This window comes from Sphingobacterium sp. HMA12 (assembly GCF_002933815.1).
GTDB lineage: Bacteria > Bacteroidota > Bacteroidia > Sphingobacteriales > Sphingobacteriaceae > Sphingobacterium.
In genome coordinates this window covers 220,875-242,504 of sequence record NZ_BEYR01000007.1, presented here as the reverse complement: position 1 = coordinate 242,504, position 21,630 = coordinate 220,875, and the positions used below count along the sequence as shown (strand labels likewise).

The following is a 21,630-nucleotide window of genomic DNA, read 5'->3' as shown; positions in this document are numbered from 1 at the left end:
ATAAGCAATGAACCGACCATTGGGAGAAATTTTAAAATTTGATTTTTCAGGTGTGGAAAAGAATTGATTAATGGGTATAGGGTCAACCTTATGTTGTTGGCACCCTAACATCGTCAATGCACAAAAAAATAAAAAAGTCCAAAATTGCAACCTCATAATCCCGAATACGTCCTTATCATTTAACCCAAATATTGTAATTAAATACCAAATTGCAGTCAATGCAACCTTATTTTTACAAGATATAGTAATAAAACGTAATATTCAAAAATAGCGTATAAAACCGTATTTTTGTTTATGTTTTTATACAATGTATCTGTTATAGCAGAAGAAACCATCCATCATGAGATCGTTTCCTGGATTGAAGATAATATCGTACAATCCCAAAAATTCCAAGTGCATTTTCTGGAAATGCTCCAGTCCCCGCACGAAGGAATGACTTATTGTATTCAAGTCGTCCTGCCTTCCGAAGAATATATTATGGATTTTCAGCAGGTCCATTTGATACCATTACAACAACTTATTTCGGAGTCGTACAAGGATAAAGTTTTCCTTTTCGACAGTACAATGAAATACTTAAAAAAATAAAGAGCTGTACAGCTCTTTATTTTTTTTGTATTATTAATTCTTTTTATTACCCTGCGCTTCCTTATCTTTCTCACTGATTTCCAAAGCAAGCTCATAGCGAGGCTCATAGCTTATTTTTGGCGTTAAAAAATGTAATAGGATCAAGCGGGCATACCTGAAATTAAATGGAGCGAATACTAAAATGGTTACAGCTAGACCTCCCAAATAGAACCAAGGCGACTCACTTCCTGTCAAAATCGCAATAGCAACAGACACAGACACAATTTCAGCTACAGAAAGCGCATAGCTAACATACATTGCCGCATAAAAATAGCCGGGTTCGACCTCATATTTAACACCACAATGTGGACAGACTTCATTCATATGCTGCTTCCGCAAACTATATACCTTTCCTTCAAATACATTTCCAACATGACATTTGGGACATTTGGAATGTATCATTGCATGAAATTTAGATGTCGGCATCGGATTCTATTTTATCTCGTTAATAAACTTTTTGGTTGGCGGATTCTTTTTACGGTATTTTTTATACCATAGATAACCTAGTCCTGCAGCGGCCAAATAAGGAATCACCAATAGAAATAAGATACCATCATTTAACCCCTTTCCCTGCATATTGCCTTCTTTCGTAGAGTTTTCGGCATTCAATGTACACATTGCACACTGTGCTCGAGAAATAGACACCATCGAGCAGCTTAAGGTAAATATTAAGAGTAGATATTTAAACCATTTCATAGCCCAAAGTTACTGAAAATTTAACGATTAGCGTACCAATGCTTCAAATTTGTCCCAAAAACCATCTTGCGGCAATGAAGCCACCAACGTCATCTGCTCTTTTTTGATGGGATGAGTAAACGCCAACGATCGCGAGTGCAAACAGATACTTCCCAACGAACTTCCTCTTGGATATCCGTATTTGTTATCGCCAACAATAGGACAACCCATCGCCGCCAGCTGCGCACGAATCTGATGTGTACGGCCTGTAAGAGGTTCAACACGTAACAAGTAAAACCCGTTCAACTCACCTATTACCGCATAATCCAATTCGGCATAGGTACCGCCTTTCACTTCACGCGGAAACGCCTTGGTCACTCGCGTCTGTCTATTCCGAATTAACCAGTTGATCAATTTACCTTCGGCATTTCGCGGACGTTGGCGCACAATAGCAAAATAAGTTTTTTTCACCGTACGATCTTGAAAGAACTTATTCATACGCTCAAGGGCTTTGCTCGTTTTCGCGAAAAGAATCATACCGCTAACCGGTCGATCCAAACGATGGATAACCCCAACATAAGCATCATTGGGTTTATCATACTTCTTTTTCAGGTAGATCTTTACCATATCTTCCAATGAAAGGTCTCCGGTTTCGTCAATTTGCACAATATCTCCCGCCCTTTTATTGATTGCTATCAGATGATTGTCTTCAAAGATCACCTCTTTATCCGTAATTTCATGCTTATTCATTTCCTCTTAGCTAAAAAGTCATTTAAACGTTCACTATAAGTCTAAGTTTCGCTCGAAAACCTATATGATTTGTTACTCATTAAAGAAAAAAAGGCTCTACGCAAGCGTAAAGCCTTTCGATATTATGTTTACCACACTTTATTGTGCGCTATCTGCCTTAAGCAATTCGGCTTTCTTGGCGTTTTCTTTCATTTTTTTCTTAAAGAAGCCACGTAATAGGAAGTTATGTTGCAAGGCTTCCATATTTTCATCTAACTTTTCAGTACTTGAATTTAAGTTATTAATTGCGGACTTAATCTGGTTTGCAGATGCAGGATCATTCAATAAGACACCTACAGCATTATCCTTATCGTTCAATCTGCTAGAGGCGTTATTCAAATTATTGATCAATGCATTTGCGGTCTGAGATACGCCCTGCAATTGAGCAGCAGATTGACGTAAATTGGAAAAAATCGCTGTATCTGTAGTTAGATCGTGAATCAATCCTCTATTGCTGTTCAACGAATTTGTCAATGTCACCAAGTTAGCTGATGCCTTGTTTGCATTGTTCATTGCCGCACTGATGGACAATAAGCTCGCACGTAAGGTATTCACCATAGCCGTATCGGTCAACATTGCACCGACCATCCCCTTGCCATCTGCTAAGCCACGTGATATCTCGACAAAGTCTGTTGTGATCTTCGCCAAGTTTTCATTATTCACCTGCAATGTCTCCATCATAGCTTCCATATCCGCTGTTTTGGCAGATCGCAAAAAGTCGCCCGTTTCTACCGTAGGTGCATTCTGAGATCCCCCTGAAATAACGACAATTTTATTACCGATCAGTCCATCAGAGCCCAATTTCGTGACAGCATCCTTACGGATATATTCCGCAGATTTCTCCTCAATAGTCAAAACAACTTCGACATCCTGTACACTTTTAAAATGGATATTTTTAATAATACCCACCTTAACTCCAGAAAACCAGACGTTACTTCCTACTTTCAATCCTGCAACATCAGGAAATGAGGTGGTGATCTCGATGTTTTTTGTAAATTTCTTCTGTTGACTGCCCAAAATAAAAATCCCGGCCAAAAGAATCAATACGCCTAAAAAAACAAAAATACCAACAATGATTGCTCTTTTATTTTCTGCCTTACTCATGTATATTATAGAATAAAATTATAATTATAAAACGCTCTTACCCGTGCGTCATCTGTATCAAAAATTTCCTCAAAAGAACCCTGTCTTTCAAATTTACCGTCCAATAACATCACAATACGATCACCGACCTCCTTTGCACAAGCCAAATCGTGTGTAATAATAATTGACGAAGTCTTATACCGCTCCTGAACCTCATTAATCAACCCATTAATATCCAGACAGGTAATCGGATCCAGACCCGCCGTAGGCTCATCGTACATCATTATCTCCGGCCTAAGGATTAACGTACGCGCTATACCAATCCGCTTACGCTGACCTCCAGAAAGTTCAGATGGCATCTGATTGATGGCTTGGGATAAACCTACACCATCCAACACCTCCTCCACTGCATGATTGATCTCAGACCGTGTCAGATTCCGTTTATTTCTCACCAATGGAAACTCCAGATTTTCACGTACTGTCATACTATCGTAAAGGGCACTATTCTGGAAAGAAAAACCAATCTTCAAGCGTAATTCACGCAATTGACGATCATTTAATTCGGTAACAGATTCACCCAATACATCAATTGTCCCCTCATCCGGTTTTAATAAACCAGAAATTAACTTAATCAAAACCGATTTACCGGTACCTGAACGACCTAAAACAACAAGGTTTTCTTCCTTATATAAATCCAGATTAACATTCTTTAGCACATGGTTATCTCCAAAAGATTTACTCACATTTCTGATTTCGATAACAGATTGAGAATGATCTATATTTAGTTTCGCTTTTTCCATATACCACTATCCAAAGAACGACAAAATCTGAACAATAATTATTTCCTCGATAAACACAAGGAACATTGAAGCTACTACGGCAGCATTGGCAGCTTTACCTACCCCTTCCGTACCTTTCGAAGAAAAATAACCACAATAACAACTTACCGCGCCAATGGTAAAGCCAAATATCACCGCACGCAATACCATGGCCCCCAAATCTTTGAAAGCAATGGTTTCAAATACCTGCGTAAAAAAACTCAAAAAACTCAAGTCATCTTTGCTCATCATACTGAGGTAACCGCCCAAGAGACCAATACCCGCCACATAAAAACAAAGGACAGGAATACCGATGGTTGTAGCTAAAATTCTACTTACAATCAAATATTTATAAGGATTCGTGCCCGAAACCTCCATGGCATCGATCTGCTCGGTCACATTCATCGAACTTAATTCAGCCCCGATCTGTGACCCCACTTTGCCGGAGGCAATCAAAGCCGTTACCAAAGGCGCCAGAGCCCGTACAATTGCAATGGAGATCAAGGATGGCAACATCGAAGTTGCACCAAATTCCTCCAACGAAGGACGTGACTGTTTTGTAAAAACAAAGCCAACGATAAATCCGGTTAAACTAATCAAAGGCAACGACTTATAGCCTATCTCATAGCATTGGCGTATAATCTCCTTGAATTCGTATGGTGGTGTTACTAATTCGCGCCAAAACCGTAATAAAAAACGGTGAATGTTTGCGAATTCTAAAAAAAAAGTCTGAAGTTTTTTAGCCATTTAAAAATATGTCTATGTCAAATTAATGTGTCATAAAACACCTTATATGCTCAACAAACACGTCACAATTCGAGCGGTAAAGGTAAATAAAAAATATGTATCTAAAATTGTCGTTTATGTAAAAAGATCATCAATTTGACTTTTATATAAAAAAAATCAGATTTATAGTGTACCGATTAAACCATTTATTACGTTATGCTGTCATAATAACAACGGCAAACGCATAGAGTTTTGTCATACTTTAAAATATTACGAAGATGAAAAATTTAGGGAATATAAAATATTGGGCATTGGGTTTGATCGGTGTTGCTTCTTTCACGAGTTGTACCACTTCCATGGCCCAAAGAGGGGGATACAACACAGGGTATAACAATTATAATAATTCCGGTGTTTCATTTCAGACGTTCTATGATGAGCTTTCACCATACGGACAATGGGTCAATGATCCGAACTATGGATATGTATGGATTCCGGATGCTGGCCCTGACTTCCAACCTTATGCAACCAATGGTTATTGGTCGATGACGGATTATGGTAATACATGGGTCTCCAACTATGATTGGGGCTGGGCTCCTTTTCACTACGGTCGATGGAATTACAATGACCGTTATGGCTGGGGTTGGGTTCCTGACTACGAATGGGGACCAGCATGGGTAAACTGGCGTCAAAGCAATGATTATTATGGCTGGGCTCCGTTGGGTCCCGGCATGAATATCAATGTTTCTGTTAATATCCCCATGAACTTCTGGACCTTTGTTTCAGTCAATCATTTTATGAACCGAAACATGGATAGATATTATGTGAATCGTCGAAATTACAACAGCATCTATAATAGAACAACTGTTATCAACAACACGACTATCATCAATAATAATTACTATGTCGGTGGCCCGCGTCGATCTGACATCGAACGTTATACAGGTAGAAGTGTTACGGTCAATCGGATTGCCAATGCGGATAGACCCGGATCCGTGCGTAGCAGTAACAGCCGTACCCGAACAAACGAAATCAGTATGTACCGTCCGACCGTAGACCGCAACACACGTTCATCAGCACGTCCGACCAATGTCGTCGATGCATCGACCCGCACACGTAATAATAATAGTGCGATATCGGACCGCAACAACCGTGTCATTTCCAATCGGGATAACATCAATTCCAGGTCCGGAAATCGGGAGTTATATATAGACAATAGTGGTAATGCCTCAGTCAGATCACGTAATGATGCTAACAGCAGCGGATCCACACGTAGCTCTGTTGACAATAACAGCAGAACGAGAGACAATGGAGCAACCAACAGAAATAATATTGGAACAACTCCCAATTCAACTAATTACGATTTCAGAACACGGTCCAGCGGACAGTCGAATCCAACAAATAACAACAATCCTACTTCTACCGGTAGAACCAGACAAGGAAACACTGTTGACAATGGCCGGAACACGGACTACAATACACGGGTAAGAACAGGTACAAGCAATACGGGTGACATCAATTCTTCACGCGGTTCGCAACCAACGACAACACCGCAAAGAAATGGAAACTATGACTCGGGTAACAGTAGAACGCGTTCAAGCCAGCCCGTAAACCAACCTGCTCAACCGGTGCAAAACAGGAGTTACGAGACAGGCAACAGTAGAACAGGGGCTAGTCAGCCTGCACAACCTACTCAACCCGTGCAAAACAGAAGCTCTGAAGGTTCTCGAACAAGGTCCTCAGCTCCTACGGTAGGCAGGTCAGGTGCAGCAAATAGCGGAAGCTCTTCAGCACCAAGATCAAGATCATCTGAAGGCTCTAGCCGTTCAAGCAGCGGTTCTGAAAGAACACGAACACGATAATAGATTAAATTTAGGATAAAAAACGGGGCGGTGAATCACTGACCCGTTTTTTTATGTCATCCAGTCACTTTTGATTCCTTTTTTATTCTCTTTAGCCTTCAAAGAGTCGCCTGACTCCCCTAGTCATTCCATTAAAAAATTCGACGCTATTCGAGCAGCCATTGAACCACGAAAGTTTTATTTATGATGAACAATCCGCACAATTTCATGTTAATTAGTAAATTTACAAACTCAAACAAAAATCAGATTAATAAAGATGGCTTCATTCACCTCTATATTAGATAACGACTTTTATAAATTCACGATGCAGAATGCGGTAGTTAAGCTCTTTCCAAAGGCGAAAGCGCGCTACCACTTTATCAATCGGGGGCATCACAAGTTTCCGGAAGGGTTCGACGTCCTTTTAAAAGAGGCTGTAAATGAAATGGCAGACTTACGGCTTACCAAAGCCGAAAAAGCCTTTTTCGCGAGAACCTGCCCCTACATTGATCCAACCTATTTTGATTTTCTGCAAGGTTATCGTTATGATCCCGATGAAGTTAAGATCACACAGGATGGGCCTGATCTAGAGGTTATCATCGAAGGCTACTGGTATCGCACGATTCTCTGGGAGGTGCCGTTAATGTCGCTTATCTGTGAGCTTTTCTATGAATCACAAGGCTTAATCCGTGCATCAGATGAGGAAGTCATCGCCACGGCCAAAGACAAAATTGAAAAATACAAAAAACTCCATATCACTATCGCTGATTTTGGTACCCGCAGAAGACATTCCTATGAAGTTCATGATCTGGTTGTCCGTACATTAAAGCAGTACGGCGAAAAAACCTTTATCGGAACCAGCAACGTTCATCTGGCCATGAAATATGAGACCAAACCCATCGGCACGCACGCACACGAATGGTTTATGTTTCACGCCGCCAAATATGGCTATAAGATGGCTAACCTGCTGGGACTGGAACACTGGTCTGATGTATATCGGGGCGACCTCGGGATTGCATTATCCGATACTTACACCACGGAAGTTTTCTTTCAGCAATTCGATAAAAAGCTCACCAAATTATTTGACGGTGTACGACACGACAGCGGCGACCCATTGGAATTTACGGACAAGGTTGTTGCACATTATAAGAAAAATGGCATAGACCCGCTGTCAAAGACGATTATATTTTCCGATGGGCTCGATTACGACAAGGTCGAAAGAATAGCGAATTATTGTGAAGGCAAGATATTACACTCCTTTGGTGTCGGCACCAATTTCACCAACGATGTGGGACTTAAACCCATGAATATCGTCATTAAAATGACCGATGCTCTTCCAGAAGACGATCAATGGACACCTGTTATCAAACTTTCGGATGAGCCGATGAAACACACTGGCGATGAAGATTCCATCTATATTGCAAAAAAAGTATTAATGATTGATAATGACAATGTATAGAGACGTGTATGGTGAGGCTTTGGATGATTACTTTATCCATCAAGAAGAAAAATTTCCTTTGATACTCCATACAAGCTATGGCGACCGGGACGAAATGCCTGTAGAAGTTTTTTTTAGGGATGCCGACGATTTTCCAGAACTGGAGTTTATCGGGTTGTCACTCTGTGATGGAAGAGTATTGGATGTAGGAGCAGGAGTAGGCGGCCACAGCCTATATTTACAAGAAAAAGGATTTGAGGTTGATGCTTTGGAAATATCACAAACAGCCTGCCATATCATGCAGCAACGTGGGGTGCAACATATCATCTACGAAGATTTTTATGGATTTAACGGGCAACGGTACGATACGCTTCTGTTTCTCATGAATGGTGTCGGTATTGCTGGTGACATTGATGGCTTTAAAAAGCTCTTGCACCATAGTAAAGAACTCCTGACTGAAAAAGGACAGCTTATTTTTGATTCTTCGGATATCGGCTATCTCTATGAAGATTATAACATCAAAAAGCCCACCCACTATTTTGGAGAAATTCAATATCAATACGAATATAAGGGACAAAAGGGCAACTCCTTCAAATGGCTGTATCTAGATCAGGATAAACTGATCAAAATATCCCACGAATTGGGTTGGGTAGTACAGATTTTATATGAAGACGAAAACGATCAATACTTGGTGCGCATGGAACCAAAAAATAACAGCGCAATTTCAGAACTTTAGGCACAACTGAAAACGCATCAAAAAAACCTTAAATGCCTGTTCGGTATTTAAGGTTTTTTGTTTTCGTATGCTAGGTCAGCCTATTTCAACACTTCACCTACTATTTTTGGGATCTAATATAGATATCACCCATAGAAGTCTTCAGGATCACATCCTGTCCACCACCATTCATTTTCCCTTTAACAGTATTCGACATATTGTAAGGACTACTTTTAGGTTCCTCAACCGGCTTTTCAAATTGAAATTCATCTGCCGCATAGATATTGCCCATTGAGGTCTTCATATCTACGTTGGCGCCGAATTTTGCAGGGAAGGCCACATCCACCGCACCCATCGCGGCAATGAGCGAAATAGGCCCTTTGACTGGTTGCACAAATTTGGCAACAACATCACCCTGGGCGACCTTTACGTTCAGAGGTCCTGTTACATTAATCACTTTGACATCGCCCATCGTGCTGGAAATCTCCACCTCGGCGCGAATATCTTTTACCTCAATACCCCCTCCATTAAAGAAACCTCCGCGGCCTTTTACGCTAATAGGAAGATTAAAAGGAACCCGCACATGAATCGAATCCTCCATTGGCATGCCGACTATACTGATTTCGGTCACGCCAGCATTATTCTGGATATTCATCCCCATTCCCGAATTGTCGGACAGCCCCGAACCGTTGACTACGCGCAAACCCTTAGCACGATCGTTTTCTTCCTGTTCCTCTACATTCGCTGTAATTAAAACTTCTTTACCGTTATAACCCTCGATAGCCACATTATCAAATTTTAGCAATAACTTCTCTCCCAAGACAGGTACTTTAAACTCTTTCCAAACCTTCTTTCCACTATTTTCAACAGCACCTCGAATTGCTCTGGGAGCTTTGGGCGGTTTGGGCGGTACAGCCCCCTCCACATTTTCTGATATCTGAGCCCGCAATGCATGCGCAAAAAACAGCGCCATTCCCATCATGATTATTCTTATCCTTTTCATCTCCTTAATTTTATTATTTCTTTATCTAATATTTTTTCTAATCTCCCCCTGTGTTGGCGAGCCCTGCCTATACCATTTGTTTCACAGTCCTTATCGCCCCGTTTCCTTTACTGATGCAGCAGTACCGCATAAGCCTGCTCTTTCACAAACTTCAATGTAAAGGGATCTTCCACGATCGCATTTAACTTTTCTTTTGTACTGTTTTTCATTTCCAGCTCATCTCGTTGCCCGATCATCTGCATCAGCTCGACCTGCAGTGTGGGATCATTCTGGGCGACAAAAAAGTCTTGAACCTTCTGTTGTCTGGCTTCAGGGGTCATTCCATCCAATAAGGTCTCAATGGCTGCCATACGTACATTGCTGCTTTCATCTGAAACCGCCATTTTCTCCAGCGCTCGTGTTGCATCTTCATTCAGACCTCCTTGTTTTTGTAGACCGAGTACGGCGGCAAGGCGTGTACTTGCCCAGGTAGAATCCTGAAGCATTTGCATATAATCCTGTTTTTTCGTCTTCAGATTCTCGTCCTTACTTGCTTTTTGCGCCCCCGTCCTGGCCACCCGATTTATTTTCTGTCGAGCTGTTATTGTCTGTACCCGGTGAATAGATTCCTTCTTTTCAACTTCTACAGAAACTTCCTGCTGTGCAGGTTTCATTGTCTCTGGAACATCCTTTTGGACAGAAATTGGTTTTACATCTGCTACTTTAATCCCCCGATCTTCTTTCTGATTAAAAATCAGCAATGTAGCAGTACCCAATAATAATGTCGCTGCCGCAATGCTTGCCCATCGCCATAATGGTTTAATTTTCCTTTCTTTTACCTGAGGAACTACCTGTGGTTTGATTTTATTCCATAAATCCGCAGGAGGTTCTTTATGGTCAAATGCATCCCGATTCGCATTTACAAAATCTTTCAAATTATCCCGCATAATTATACCTCTCCTTCAATTGTTCGTAAATTTTCTTTTTGGCACGATGGTATTGACTCCGTACCGCTACGGCCGTCATTCCCAAAGACTCAGCAACTTCATCGTGGCTCATATCTTCAAAAAGATAAAGATTGATGATCATCTTAGGTATCCCAGTCAACTGATCAATGATCGATTCCAGGTCAGTCAATCGGCATTCCCGCCATTCCTTTTCCAATAACTCCTCTTCACCCTCATCCCGGATTTCCAGGTCATCAATCGGTGTGTGATATTGCTTATTCTTTCGTAAAAGAGATATAGCTTTATTCACCCCCATCCGTCGCAACCAAGCCTCCACACTAAGTACTGCTGGCCACTTATCTGGTTTTGAGAAAAACTCCACAAAAGTCTCCTGCAAAATATCCTCGCTCTCCTCCTGATTGGACAAAATTCGATAGATCGAATTAAAGATCTTTTTCGCATAGCGATGGTAAAGCTGTGCAAATCCAGATTCGTTACCGGATTGGCACATCGTCAATAAATCTTTATCGCTAAGTTGGTTTTGCACGTTTACTATTTAATACTATTAATTTCTTATGTTTCTATTCTATAGTCGGACAGCTTTGGAAAATGTTGCAAGTTAATTTTATTTTTTTTCTAAAATAAATAACCAAGCACTTCCAAACAGCAACAAGCATCTTTTTTTGCCTTTTTTGAGCCATAAAAAAACACCCCGAAAATTCCCCGGGGTGCTTGCATTAACAAATATACTGCATGAAGTTTTATAAGACCCTCAATAAGCTCATGTTATTTTACTTTTAGATAGGTTTCAATAATGGTATGTTTTACACCTAGTTCAGGCAGGTTTTCCTCCCCCCGTTGAATAAGTGTATCCCCCTTAAATTCCAGTTCAAAATCAAACTTATTACTTTCCCAATCCCGCAGACTGCAGTATTGTAACCGTTCCTGGTAATTTTTGCCGTCAAATGAATAAGTACCTCCACCAGCAAGAAAATGAGGATCTTTCCCTTTACCTTTCTCCTTATCGTGATTAAAAAAAGCAAAATGATCTTCATTAAACATCTTAAACATTTCGGTCTTGCTGGTATCCGTGAATGCGGTCACTGTATCCTTTCCTTGGATTGTCTTACTCTCCAGGAGTCTGTAAGTCCCAGTCAATGATTCGGCTTTTGCAGCCTTATTTTCTTTTTGTTGTTTGCTGGTATTGTTGCAGGAAAAGACCATGCATGGCAAAGCAGCAATTAGCAAAATTTGATTTTTTAGGTTCATAGTATTTTATAAGAGGTTTAAAGAGGCCAAACTACGAAAGTTCAGCCTCAAAAAAAAACAAACCATTGTGATTATTTGTCCCACCAGACCCGACCTGCAAGATTATCACCTCCAGGTACCGCTGCTGCTGCTGCTTTAAAGTTTTCGCCATTGATAGCCTCTTCCGTAGAAGGGTATGGAAAACGACGTGGAATAGTTCCCGAAGTAGCATTTCCAGGGTAGTTGACAGGCGTCAGTTTTGGAAACCCTGTCCGTCTCCAGTTGGCCCAAGTTTCATAAAAATCCAGCATGGTAATCGTATGCGCCCAATACTGTGTATTAATCTGCTCCAATCCCTTGCTTGCATCATAAGGATTCGCAACAGCAAAAGACTCCGCCAGCACATCTGAAACAACTAGTTCTGCATCATATTGATTCAAATATGTAATAGAAGCTTTCAATCCATTTTTGTAATGCTCGGCAGCCGAACCTCCAATCCCCCAACGCTGTGCAGCTTCAGCCCTTAGTAACTCTGTCTCAGCATAAGTTAAGATAAATGTTACACCATTCCTTTTTATCATCTTTGGATTCGGAGATGAATAATCGGGGAATGTGGTAAAACTTGGATCACTGCTAATTTTATATTTAGGGTCAGAACTCAAATCCTTTCCATTAGGCATACCTTTTTGAACGGCGGGATTACTTACATAATCCGGATTCTGTGCTTTAACATCGTCTTTTAAATATAGTTTGGTCACAGCCACTAAACCTAAACGAGGATCATTATTTTTCTTTAGAAAATCAATAAATGTATTTGACCACTTCACATAATAGCATTCTTGTCCGCCATCTCCCAATAGTACCTGTGAATTTCTATTCTGAGTGACACGCGAACCACTTTCATCGTGTAAGATGTAAGCATTTTCAGAATTATTCGTCAATGTATTCGCTACAGCTTTGGTAGCATATTGTTTTGCTTTGGTCTCATCAACTTTCACTAGGCGCATTGCTAGACGCAGCAAAAAGGAATTTCCAAAACGTTTCCATTTATCAATATTCCCTTTATAGATAACATCCCCAAAAACACGATCACCATCTGTCTTTAAAGCGGCGACTGCTTCGTCCACTTCTTTTAGTAGGTCTGTGTAGATATCTTGTTGCTTATCAAACTTGGGTTTATAAATCTTTTCATAAAATCCAACACCTGCTTCCGAATAAGGCACATCCCCATAGAGATCGGTTAGCCGCGCAAAGATAACAGCTCGCCAGATACGGGCCACCTGGTATAAATTATTAAGTTCCGGCTTTCCTTTGGTATTCACGATAACATCTTGAATATTCCTTACCTGCTCAATATATGCTCCTACAGTACCATTTCCCCAGTAAGCTGCAGTATACCCTTCATTTAGCAAATATTTATCGCCTGCCCAATAACTAATTACTGTGGATAATCCCTGCATCATAGTGGCTGAATAAATCAAATTTCCACGCCAGGTATCGTAAGCAAAGTCGAAACTACCCGTATAGAATAATTGTGATGAGGACAAGGTATAATTTGGATCCCAAGTTTCCTTACCATAAGATATTGGATCAGTATTTATTTTTTCAAAATCTTTTGTGCAGCTTCCCATCACACATAGGAGACCAAGGGCTAGCGTAGATATAATCGGTTTAATCATTGTTTTCATTTCCATTTAGATTTAAAATTTAACACTTAAGTTTGCTCCAAACGTACGAATAGCCGGTACACCTCCCAATTCAAGACCAGGGAATGTTGCATTGTAACTAGATTCTGGATCAATATTATCGGTTTTACGCATCAATGTAAAGAGATTCCGTCCCACAACACTTACATTTAAGGATTTTATTTTATTATTAAACATTGCTGTTGGGAAGGTATAACCAATGATTAATTGTCTAAATTTTATAAAGTCGGCACTGTTGACAAAGTTTTTAGATACATTGTTTGCCGTATTTTCATAATACTTAGCAGCTGCTCGCCCAATCTCTTCCCGTCTTTCCACTGTATTTTGATGCAATCCCCAGATATATCCATAATAATCTGTCGCTGAAAATAACTTACCACCCCACTTACCATCTATGAGGAAAGACAGATTGAAGTTTTTATAGTTAAATTCGTTATTCCAACCCGCAAACCATTTATTCATTGCTGAGCCATAAGCCTTTAATTCGCCACGGTCAGGTGAACCATCAGCCAAGTTTACGATATTTCCATCCTTGTCGTATTTATTATCGTAAGCCATTACCTGAAATGCGGACATCCCTACTTTATTCATAATGAACCCTACATTGGAACGCGAGGTCGCCACCAACTGATCTTTTAATCCATCGGCCAATGAGATAATCTTATTGTCATTATAGGATCCATTGAGAGAAGAGATCCATTTAAAGTTTTCGGTTTTAACAATAGTTGCTGAAAGTAATGCTTCAAAACCCTTGTTTTGCATTTCCCCCGAATTCAATACAGCCGCGGCGTAGCCTGTCGCAGGAGTGGTTGTATTGAAGATAATTTCATTCTTAGATTTCTTGTTGTACCAAGTCAAATCTAGATTGACACGATCATTCAACAAGCGAAGCTCAGCACCAATTTCCAACTCATTCGCAATTGAAGCTTTTAACGAAGTATTTGGTATATTCCTATTATTAATCGATCCCAAAGGTGCTCCATTTAAATTCTCACCTCTAAAATTATAGGTCAATAATGTCTGATAAGGATCAGTAGCCTGCCCCACCTGAGCGAAACCAGCTCTCAATTTACCGTAAGACAACCAAGATGGTTTAAAATACTCAGAAAATATGAATGAACCTGAAACTGAAGGATAAACCGAATTTAATTTATTGTCGTAACCCGGTGTTGCCAACGTGGAATACCAGTCCGAGCGCAAGCTACCTGTCAGATAAAATACATCCTTATAAGCGAATTCCGCTGTACCATATACAGACTGAGTTTCCGACTCGCTTTCCAGGTAATTGACAGATTTATTTTTAGCGTTTAATATATTATAAACGAACGGAATAATAAAATCGGTCCCCGAGTTTGTTAATTGCGACATTTTTGTGTTGCGATAGCTGGCACCGATATTTGGTGTTACTGTATAATCACCAAAACTAAAAGCTTTGCCCACTAAGATATCTGCATTGATATCGGCAAATTTTGTTTGCTGTTCATTTATTTTTCCATACTCATAATAAGCTGTCCCGGTAGGCAAAACATTTCTGTATTGATCATTATAAGCATCACGACCTGCACGTCCTTGGATAAACAGTCCATTTTCAAGCGTATATTTTGCCGTCAATGAAGCAATTGAACGATCTCTTTTTGTGTTATTCTGAAACTCGTAAGCCGCAAACCAAGGATTGGTTGCATAGGTATTACCTGTTGTAAACGGAAGTTCAAACCCATTTTCTTTCTTCCAGGGTTTCAAATCGTCCACATTGACGCTGGTGGGCAAAAACATCGCGTTAAAATTGGCATTACCTGACATATCGGACACCATGGGTCTGTTTTTCACTTGCTCCAAGATCATGTTGTAACGCGCATCAATGGTCAACCTTTTCAATGGTTCAAACAGACCGACCAGATTAAAGGATTGTCGATCCAATCCCGAATTGGGAACAACAGATTTATTTTTCACATCCGTACCAGAGAAACGGATTGAACCGCCTTCGAATGTTTTGTTTAATGCCAGGGTATTTGTCCAAGTGGAGCCGGTACGATAAAAACGTCCCAGATTACCTGATTGATAGGAATAAGGCCGCGAAACACCGTCAAACTGGACCACTGGACTGCCATCCAATTTCGCTCCCCAGCTAGATCCTCCAACTTGTGCAGCTGCCTTACCATCGGCAGGTTTTTCGCCGTTTGCCCCCTGACCGTATACCGTTTGCCAGTTCGTTTGATCGATAATTTTCTCAGCAACATAGTTGCTGTTAAAATCTATTGAATTTCCTTTTCCGGATTTGGTTGTAATCAAAATAACACCTGCTTTAGCTCGCGAACCATATAAAGCTGAAGCCGCGGCGCCTTTTAATACCGAAATACTTTCAATGTCGTCAGGATTGATGTTACTGATTGCGTCACCTAGATCTGGTGCATTGTCCCATTGACTACCCGAGTTTCCTCTAGAATTTGCATTTCCAACACCAACAGGCTTGCTTTCCATTGGAATACCATTGATCACATATAAAGGTTGATTGGACTGTGAGATACTGGAAACCCCACGTATTGTTACATTCGATGCAGCCCCCGCCCCACCCGAAGTTGAGCTAATATCCAGACCCGCAACTTTTCCGACAAGTGAATTCATCACATTATTTTCGCGCGCAGTGGTCAGGGACTCACCGGCAACCTGTGTAACGGAGTACCCTAGCGAACGTTTTTCCTTTTTCATTCCCAATGCAGTCACCACGACCTCATTTAACATCCGATTGTCTTCAATTAAGATGATTTTTATGTCGCCATCCTTCGTCACAGCCACTTCCTGTGAAGCATAGCCTGCAAAGGAAACAATCAACGTATTACCCGTTGATGCTTCGATGGAAAACCGTCCATTGATGTCGGTCGCCCGTCCAACAGCAGTTCCTTTAACACGCACACTGGCTCCTGCTAAGGGATTCCCCTTGTCGTCTGTTACTGAACCCGAAACGGAAACCTGTTGCTGTTGGCTCACCACAACAAGGCCCTCTTTTGATACCGAATATACCAGTCCACTTTTATTGAAAAGCTTCGCCAGAACGTCCAATACTTTCGTATTATTGACATTGACGGATACTTCTTTATTTAAGTTTTCGTTGGTCGAATTATAAACAAAATAATAGTCACTTTGCTCTTCGATCAGCTTAAGTACCTTGCTCAGTTTTGTTTTTTGAACATCCAAGGAAACTTTTTGTTGGGAATATACAGATGCTGAGACATTCATTACAGCACACGTAGTCATAATTAAGGCTAGTTTCATCCGGATAATGAATCTAAAATGCACAATATATCCATTGCGCATTTGCAATAAGCAATTTTTAATCATATTTTAGTGTTGGTTAAAATTAATATTAAGCAGCACGCCCCAATGTTGCTGCTTTTGGTTAATCATTTTTTCAATGAAGGATGGTGTTGGTCCACCATCCTTTTTATTTTTCTGAGATAGTTATTTTTTTCCCATACAATTCAAATTTAAAAGGTTCGACTTTTTGTAAAGCACTCAGTACCTGAGTAATATTTTCTTTGCTAAAGGTTGCTGTGAAGCGATATTGCTTTAATTGGTCACTTTGAAGCTGAATGTCCACGTCATACCAACGCTCCAGGGTGCGTCGTAAAGTTTCGAAATCTTGGTCCACAATTTCTAATCTATTTTCCTTCCAGGCGATATCAGGTATTTCGGTGGCATTTGACTCCACTACCGGAATATTTTCGATTGCAATTTCCTTAATGGGCAATTTACTTAAGGTTGGTTTACTTCCCTTAGTTGGATTGATCAGAAGCGCAGCTTGATTTTTGAATATCGTAATTTTCTGATTTGGTTTAATGATAACGGAATTCTCGCGCTGTCCTTTACTTTTCATCTCAATAGATCCCTCCACCAATACAGCCTCGGCCGTTGGTTCTTCAGGATAACTTTTCACATTGAAGGTTGTTCCCAAAACCTTGATATCAAAATCAGAAGCCTGCACCATAAATGGTTTTTCTTTATTCTTTGCGACCTGAAAATAGCCTTCACCAATCAACCTCACAAGGCGCAATTCACGGTTAAAATCCGAAGACACCTCCAGTTTACTCGCAGAGTTTAGGGTAACAGAACTACCGTCAATTAGCTCAAAGGTCTTTTTCTCCCCCTTCTTTGTCTGATAAACCTGACCAATGTTTGTTATCGTTTGTGGATCAATACCGTTTGTTGAACGGGAATAGTACCATAATCCGCCTGCCACTAAAGCAACGAATACCGCAGCAATAGTAGCCCATCTTGACCAGGCTATTCGACGGATAGATGAAGATTCAACCGGAGCATTTTGAAGATCAGTCTTTAATCTTTCCATTTGTTCATGGACGGATTTTCGGTTTCCCACCAATATCTGGTAAAGACGTTTTGCTTTTAAGATCATTTCAGCCTGCTCGGGATGATTTAAGCTGTATTGTTGCCAGTAAAGGATACAGTTTTTATCCTCTCCGGAGCAATACTTCTGAAAAGTATCGTCAATCAAAAAATCCTCTAACTGTTTATAATCTTTTTGGCTCATTCTAATGGGTATTTAACCTATAGTGCCCAGAAAGCAGCTTTTTTCCTAAGAAAAAAATAAAATATTTTATAACAACCTCATTATGAGTATTTTATTTTTTTATAAAACCTATAAAGATGTTATTCGATATACCATAATGCTGTACATGAATCAGCATCTGTAGACGAGCGCATTAAATATCCTTTAGTTCCTCGCGTAAGATTTTCAATGCGTCATAAAGCGTATTGTAAGCGGTTTTTACAGACATCTGGGTGATCTCTGAGATCTTTTCATAAGAATAGCCTTCAAAAAACTTCAGATTGACCAATTGCTTCTGGCGAAAAGACAGCTTCTCCAAGGCTTCCTTTAAACGGATCTGAATAATCTCATTGGTTTGCACTTTGATCACAAACTCTTCGTAAGGCATCTCAATCCATTCATCCTCTGCTTTGACATTTTGTAGTGCCGTATTAATTTTATGCTGTTTTTCGATCAGACGCAGAATACGTCTTTTTAGAAAGGTAATAAGATAGGATTGTACATTTTCAACACGTTCAAGCTGTGCCCTTGTTTCCCAGATCTTTACAAAAACCTGATCAGTTGCTTCACTTGCCAGGTCACTATCACCACAAGTGCGGATTCCAAAATTAACAAGCTCCTGATAGAGTGCCGCATACAGATCAAAAAATGCTGCCTCGTCACCCGTACGAATACGCTCCCACAACAGGCGGTACCCCATTTTATTTCTCATAACAAAGCATATAATCCGTATTAAAGCTAATATAAGTCCTTATTTCCAAAAGTATAAACTTAATCCGTAAAAGGAAAAAGTTTTTATCTTTAGATATAGTTATTTGTATGTGGTCTGAGATTATAATTACCTTATTTATCTGTATTGTATTGAACTTCTATGTGTTGAAGTGGCTTAAAGATCATCGAAAGATGCGTCCAAAAGGTATTTTGGCTTATTTAATCACACCAATACTTTACTTATGTATCCGATTGTTGATGATGAAGTGGGTATTTTTGACAGTCTTTGCTTTGGCATGGATTGCTATCATTGTCTTTTTGCTCCGAAAGACTATCATCTATTTTACGCCGCAAAAATTTCGTTCCGAAAAAGAAGAGATTATAGACGCCGAAATTGTTGATCCCAAAATTGATGAAAACAGCGTGGTTTCGGCGAGTCCGAAAGACGCTGAGCAATCAGCAGCTATTTCCAGATTCCAAACAACGTCTTCACAATCCATAGATAATACAGACCAAGGTTTAGGGCAGCCCAATTTAGGTGGGGCTACCAATATCTCCACTGTCGAAGCGACGAAAACTCCGGATGAACGTTATAAGAAAGACCGAAAGCTCCTATTACTACAGCGCATCTCTTTTTATGCTGCGATTTATAATCTTATTTTCTGTCTCTTTCTTCTGATTCGAAAAGCTTATTTGCAGACGGAACAAGACGACGATATTATTAGTCTTTTTGGTACATTTCAGATCAACAGTATTGTTTGCCTCGTTATTACAGCGATCATCTGCAAATTATTTGATACATTAAATAAACTGACCAATCTGATCCAACTCGAAAAAAAAGGGCATAAACTATTTCTTTTTTTCTTGCTCGGTATGGTATGTTTTTTCTATTTTCAGAGAGATTTTATCGTATTAGAATCGTTAATCATACAATCATATACTAATCAGGGTATCTTTTTTCTTATTGGCACAGTAAGCTTTTTACTCAGCCAGCTTGCCTTTATGACGATAGATTACCCCAGTTTCATCCAATATCAATTTTCAAGAAAAAGAGACTTAAAAGCCATTATTATACTCAACCTATTTCTGCTAGTTTTCGTAATGATTATTTGTGAGATTCTATTAAAGGGACATCAAAACAGTTTCAATAGTAGTCATATTTTCACACTATATCCTACAATACTGCTATTTTTTCTGGAACGAAAAAATTACATTCAGGCCAAAAACTATGTCAATCGTGTGGATCTATAATCGTAAATTAGCGGCTTCAGAATCTTTTAGGGCAAACCTAAACTGCCAGTACTGGTACAGTATACATTAAACAATCCGGGCCTTAGCGTCCAACAAGTAAATATATTCAATGAAAACCATTTTCGCGATAATAGGTAGTGCAAGTGAACATTCGTCCAATCACCAGCTCGTACGGCATCTCCAACATAAGGTAAATCCGGAGGTGAATCTCGTTGTCTTTGACCGTCTAAAAGAATTGCCTCATTTCGATCCCGAGGAAAGCACATCCCGTCCGCCAATAGAAATCATTGCCTTACGTCAGGTCATTCAAGATGCAGATCTGGTATTGATCAGTAGTCCAGAATACATTTTCAGCATTCCCAGTGGGTTAAAAAACCTGCTTGAGTGGTGCGCTGCGACTACTATTTTTACGGACAAACCTGTCAGCATTATTACCGCGTCGGCCCAAGGAGAGACAGGCCATGCCGAATTACAGCGCATCATGCAGGGGCTTGGCGCACAGCTTGATCCCGAGAGAAACCTGCTTATCCAAGGAGTAAAGGGCAAACTCGACGCGACGGGAAATATCTGGGATGAAAAACTTGACCAACAGCTTGATAAGCTTGCGAAACAGCTCAAAAAATCCTGCTAAAAAATCTTATTGAATCCATTTAAATGCTATGTAAATGCAATAAAAAGTCATTTAAAATATACAAAGATTACTACCTTTACAACATGCAAGAACAAGTCAATAATCCATTACACGGAAAACGATTAGATGCCATCATTGCGTATTTGGTCGACTATTATGGGTGGGAAGAACTCGGGCAAAGGATAGCCATCCGATGTTTCAATGAAAATCCAAGCATAAAATCCGCATTAACTTTTCTACGGAAAACCCCTTGGGCGCGTGAGAAGGTTGAACAGCTCTATGTCAAAACCCTGCACAAAAAGTAATCTTATTTCCGGGATAATGCAAATAATCTGATTATTAAGCATATCTTTGCAGCCATGAAAAAAATTGCCGACTACCGAAAGTTGTTAAATGTAGATAAATCAGCGGATCTCAAGACGCTCAAATCCACCTATCGGACGATTATGAAAGAATGTCATCCGGATAAATTTGTCAATGACGAAGAAGGTCGTTTGGCTGCCGAAGAAAAAAGCGTAGAAATGATTGAAGCTTATCATTTTTTGGTAAGCATCTGCCCGGAAACTATTGAACAGCAATTACCGATCTATACAGAGACTATTACGAATTCGGGTATTCAGGATATTGACTGGAAGGCCCAAATATTGACAATCACCTTCCACGATGGCAGTCAATACGAATACTTTGGTGTCCAACGAAATGATTATGTAAAATTTGTCAATGCAGATTCTTTAGGACGATTTGCACGTAGACATATTTTTCATTCCTATCCTTACCGGAATGTATTGAAAACAGCCACGGTTGTTGCCTAGTGAAAGCGTAATTTCAACCGATCATTATACATACTGGTTTATAGACTACGTATCGATGAAAGCATAAGCGCCCTT

At 40.0% G+C, this 21,630-nt stretch carries 22 protein-coding genes; 8 read left to right on the top strand and 14 right to left on the bottom strand.

All coding sequences use genetic code 11. The features are described 5' to 3' along the window. The first annotated feature begins 294 nt into the window (after positions 1-294). Entirely contained in the window at positions 295-585 is a 291-nt protein-coding gene (locus HMAT_RS24985) for a DUF4286 family protein (protein ID WP_104385551.1), read from the top strand. A 33-nt stretch (positions 586-618) separates the two neighbouring features. Here HMAT_RS24985 and HMAT_RS24980 read toward each other — a convergent pair whose 3' ends face one another. From HMAT_RS24980 to HMAT_RS24955, 6 genes are all read right to left on the bottom strand, one after another. Further along, on the bottom strand, positions 619-1,026 hold the full coding sequence (locus HMAT_RS24980) for a DUF983 domain-containing protein (RefSeq protein ID WP_233789589.1): 408 nt from the start codon (positions 1,024-1,026) through the stop codon (positions 619-621). A gap of 30 nt (positions 1,027-1,056) precedes the next feature. Next, positions 1,057-1,320, bottom strand: a complete 264-nt coding sequence (locus HMAT_RS24975) for a hypothetical protein (RefSeq protein WP_104385549.1) — start codon at positions 1,318-1,320, stop codon at positions 1,057-1,059. A 27-nt stretch (positions 1,321-1,347) separates the two neighbouring features. Beyond that, positions 1,348-2,049: an RluA family pseudouridine synthase gene (locus HMAT_RS24970; RefSeq protein ID WP_104385548.1), complete on the bottom strand. Its 702-nt coding sequence runs from the start codon at positions 2,047-2,049 to the stop codon at positions 1,348-1,350. Positions 2,050-2,187: 138 nt separating this feature from the next. Then, positions 2,188-3,192 carry an MlaD family protein gene (locus tag HMAT_RS24965; RefSeq protein WP_104385547.1) on the bottom strand — a complete coding sequence of 335 codons (1,005 nt, stop codon included), beginning with the start codon at positions 3,190-3,192 and terminating at the stop codon, positions 2,188-2,190. A gap of 5 nt (positions 3,193-3,197) precedes the next feature. After that, positions 3,198-3,971 carry an ABC transporter ATP-binding protein gene (locus HMAT_RS24960; RefSeq protein ID WP_104385546.1) on the bottom strand — a complete coding sequence of 258 codons (774 nt, stop codon included), beginning with the start codon at positions 3,969-3,971 and terminating at the stop codon, positions 3,198-3,200. Positions 3,972-3,977: 6 nt separating this feature from the next. Next, positions 3,978-4,736 (bottom strand): ABC transporter permease, encoded by a 759-nt coding sequence (locus HMAT_RS24955; RefSeq protein WP_077438387.1) that lies wholly within the window; start codon positions 4,734-4,736, stop codon positions 3,978-3,980. Between the two features lie 257 nt (positions 4,737-4,993). Here HMAT_RS24955 and HMAT_RS24950 point away from each other — a divergent pair, with 257 nt between their 5' ends. The 3 genes from HMAT_RS24950 to HMAT_RS24940 all read left to right on the top strand — a co-directional run bounded on the left by HMAT_RS24950 (position 4,994) and on the right by HMAT_RS24940 (position 8,727). Next, positions 4,994-6,574 carry a DUF6600 domain-containing protein gene (locus tag HMAT_RS24950; RefSeq protein WP_104385545.1) on the top strand — a complete coding sequence of 527 codons (1,581 nt, stop codon included), beginning with the start codon at positions 4,994-4,996 and terminating at the stop codon, positions 6,572-6,574. A gap of 256 nt (positions 6,575-6,830) precedes the next feature. Beyond that, a complete protein-coding gene (gene pncB / locus HMAT_RS24945) occupies positions 6,831-8,012 on the top strand; it encodes a nicotinate phosphoribosyltransferase (protein ID WP_104385544.1) in 1,182 nt (393 codons plus the stop codon). Next, positions 7,999-8,727 carry a bifunctional 2-polyprenyl-6-hydroxyphenol methylase/3-demethylubiquinol 3-O-methyltransferase UbiG gene (locus HMAT_RS24940; RefSeq protein ID WP_233789588.1) on the top strand — a complete coding sequence of 243 codons (729 nt, stop codon included), beginning with the start codon at positions 7,999-8,001 and terminating at the stop codon, positions 8,725-8,727. The genes pncB and HMAT_RS24940 overlap by 14 nt, the downstream gene beginning before the upstream one ends. Before the next feature lie 100 nt (positions 8,728-8,827). Here HMAT_RS24940 and HMAT_RS24935 read toward each other — a convergent pair whose 3' ends face one another. The 8 genes from HMAT_RS24935 to HMAT_RS24900 form a co-directional block, all read right to left on the bottom strand. After that, positions 8,828-9,709 (bottom strand): DUF4097 family beta strand repeat-containing protein, encoded by an 882-nt coding sequence (locus HMAT_RS24935; RefSeq protein ID WP_104385542.1) that lies wholly within the window; start codon positions 9,707-9,709, stop codon positions 8,828-8,830. Positions 9,710-9,816: 107 nt separating this feature from the next. Continuing rightward, on the bottom strand, positions 9,817-10,635 hold the full coding sequence (locus HMAT_RS27135) for a HEAT repeat domain-containing protein (RefSeq protein WP_158656139.1): 819 nt from the start codon (positions 10,633-10,635) through the stop codon (positions 9,817-9,819). Beyond that, positions 10,625-11,182: an RNA polymerase sigma factor gene (locus HMAT_RS24925; protein WP_158656137.1), complete on the bottom strand. Its 558-nt coding sequence runs from the start codon at positions 11,180-11,182 to the stop codon at positions 10,625-10,627. Before HMAT_RS24925 ends, HMAT_RS27135 begins: the two co-directional genes overlap by 11 nt. A 239-nt stretch (positions 11,183-11,421) precedes the next feature. Continuing rightward, on the bottom strand, positions 11,422-11,904 hold the full coding sequence (locus HMAT_RS24920) for a hypothetical protein (RefSeq protein ID WP_104385539.1): 483 nt from the start codon (positions 11,902-11,904) through the stop codon (positions 11,422-11,424). A gap of 71 nt (positions 11,905-11,975) precedes the next feature. Next, positions 11,976-13,571, bottom strand: coding sequence for a SusD/RagB family nutrient-binding outer membrane lipoprotein (locus HMAT_RS24915; protein WP_104385633.1), 1,596 nt, complete (start codon positions 13,569-13,571; stop codon positions 11,976-11,978). Positions 13,572-13,583: 12 nt separating this feature from the next. After that, positions 13,584-16,859, bottom strand: coding sequence for a SusC/RagA family TonB-linked outer membrane protein (locus HMAT_RS24910; protein ID WP_233789587.1), 3,276 nt, complete (start codon positions 16,857-16,859; stop codon positions 13,584-13,586). A 169-nt stretch (positions 16,860-17,028) separates the two neighbouring features. Further along, positions 17,029-18,132, bottom strand: coding sequence for a FecR family protein (locus tag HMAT_RS24905; protein WP_104385538.1), 1,104 nt, complete (start codon positions 18,130-18,132; stop codon positions 17,029-17,031). Positions 18,133-18,304: 172 nt separating this feature from the next. Continuing rightward, entirely contained in the window at positions 18,305-18,862 is a 558-nt protein-coding gene (locus HMAT_RS24900; protein WP_104385537.1) for an RNA polymerase sigma factor, read from the bottom strand. 107 nt (positions 18,863-18,969) lie between these two features. Here HMAT_RS24900 and HMAT_RS24895 point away from each other — a divergent pair, with 107 nt between their 5' ends. From HMAT_RS24895 to HMAT_RS24880, 4 genes are all read left to right on the top strand, one after another. Next, complete coding sequence (locus HMAT_RS24895; protein WP_104385536.1) at positions 18,970-20,112, top strand: hypothetical protein; 1,143 nt, start codon at positions 18,970-18,972, stop codon at positions 20,110-20,112. 109 nt (positions 20,113-20,221) lie between these two features. Next, positions 20,222-20,743 carry an NADPH-dependent FMN reductase gene (locus tag HMAT_RS24890; protein WP_104385535.1) on the top strand — a complete coding sequence of 174 codons (522 nt, stop codon included), beginning with the start codon at positions 20,222-20,224 and terminating at the stop codon, positions 20,741-20,743. Positions 20,744-20,826: 83 nt separating this feature from the next. Continuing rightward, a complete protein-coding gene (locus tag HMAT_RS24885; RefSeq protein ID WP_104385534.1) occupies positions 20,827-21,048 on the top strand; it encodes a VF530 family DNA-binding protein in 222 nt (73 codons plus the stop codon). Between the two features lie 54 nt (positions 21,049-21,102). Next, positions 21,103-21,555, top strand: coding sequence for a KTSC domain-containing protein (locus tag HMAT_RS24880; RefSeq protein WP_104385533.1), 453 nt, complete (start codon positions 21,103-21,105; stop codon positions 21,553-21,555). The last annotated feature ends 75 nt before the right edge of the window (positions 21,556-21,630 follow it).

Coding starts and splice junctions, on each gene's coding strand:
- HMAT_RS24985 (WP_104385551.1), top strand. CDS start 295: ATGTTTTTATACAATGTATCTGTTATAGCAGAAGAAACCATCCATCAT.
- HMAT_RS24980 (WP_233789589.1), bottom strand. CDS start 1,026: ATGATACATTCCAAATGTCCCAAATGTCATGTTGGAAATGTATTTGAA.
- HMAT_RS24975 (WP_104385549.1), bottom strand. CDS start 1,320: ATGAAATGGTTTAAATATCTACTCTTAATATTTACCTTAAGCTGCTCG.
- HMAT_RS24970 (WP_104385548.1), bottom strand. CDS start 2,049: ATGAATAAGCATGAAATTACGGATAAAGAGGTGATCTTTGAAGACAAT.
- HMAT_RS24965 (WP_104385547.1), bottom strand. CDS start 3,192: ATGAGTAAGGCAGAAAATAAAAGAGCAATCATTGTTGGTATTTTTGTT.
- HMAT_RS24960 (WP_104385546.1), bottom strand. CDS start 3,971: ATGGAAAAAGCGAAACTAAATATAGATCATTCTCAATCTGTTATCGAA.
- HMAT_RS24955 (WP_077438387.1), bottom strand. CDS start 4,736: ATGGCTAAAAAACTTCAGACTTTTTTTTTAGAATTCGCAAACATTCAC.
- HMAT_RS24950 (WP_104385545.1), top strand. CDS start 4,994: ATGAAAAATTTAGGGAATATAAAATATTGGGCATTGGGTTTGATCGGT.
- pncB (WP_104385544.1), top strand. CDS start 6,831: ATGGCTTCATTCACCTCTATATTAGATAACGACTTTTATAAATTCACG.
- HMAT_RS24940 (WP_233789588.1), top strand. CDS start 7,999: ATGACAATGTATAGAGACGTGTATGGTGAGGCTTTGGATGATTACTTT.
- HMAT_RS24935 (WP_104385542.1), bottom strand. CDS start 9,709: ATGAAAAGGATAAGAATAATCATGATGGGAATGGCGCTGTTTTTTGCG.
- HMAT_RS27135 (WP_158656139.1), bottom strand. CDS start 10,635: ATGCGGGATAATTTGAAAGATTTTGTAAATGCGAATCGGGATGCATTT.
- HMAT_RS24920 (WP_104385539.1), bottom strand. CDS start 11,904: ATGAACCTAAAAAATCAAATTTTGCTAATTGCTGCTTTGCCATGCATG.
- HMAT_RS24915 (WP_104385633.1), bottom strand. CDS start 13,571: ATGAAAACAATGATTAAACCGATTATATCTACGCTAGCCCTTGGTCTC.
- HMAT_RS24910 (WP_233789587.1), bottom strand. CDS start 16,859: ATGAAACTAGCCTTAATTATGACTACGTGTGCTGTAATGAATGTCTCA.
- HMAT_RS24905 (WP_104385538.1), bottom strand. CDS start 18,132: ATGAGCCAAAAAGATTATAAACAGTTAGAGGATTTTTTGATTGACGAT.
- HMAT_RS24900 (WP_104385537.1), bottom strand. CDS start 18,862: ATGAGAAATAAAATGGGGTACCGCCTGTTGTGGGAGCGTATTCGTACG.
- HMAT_RS24895 (WP_104385536.1), top strand. CDS start 18,970: ATGTGGTCTGAGATTATAATTACCTTATTTATCTGTATTGTATTGAAC.
- HMAT_RS24890 (WP_104385535.1), top strand. CDS start 20,222: ATGAAAACCATTTTCGCGATAATAGGTAGTGCAAGTGAACATTCGTCC.
- HMAT_RS24885 (WP_104385534.1), top strand. CDS start 20,827: ATGCAAGAACAAGTCAATAATCCATTACACGGAAAACGATTAGATGCC.
- HMAT_RS24880 (WP_104385533.1), top strand. CDS start 21,103: ATGAAAAAAATTGCCGACTACCGAAAGTTGTTAAATGTAGATAAATCA.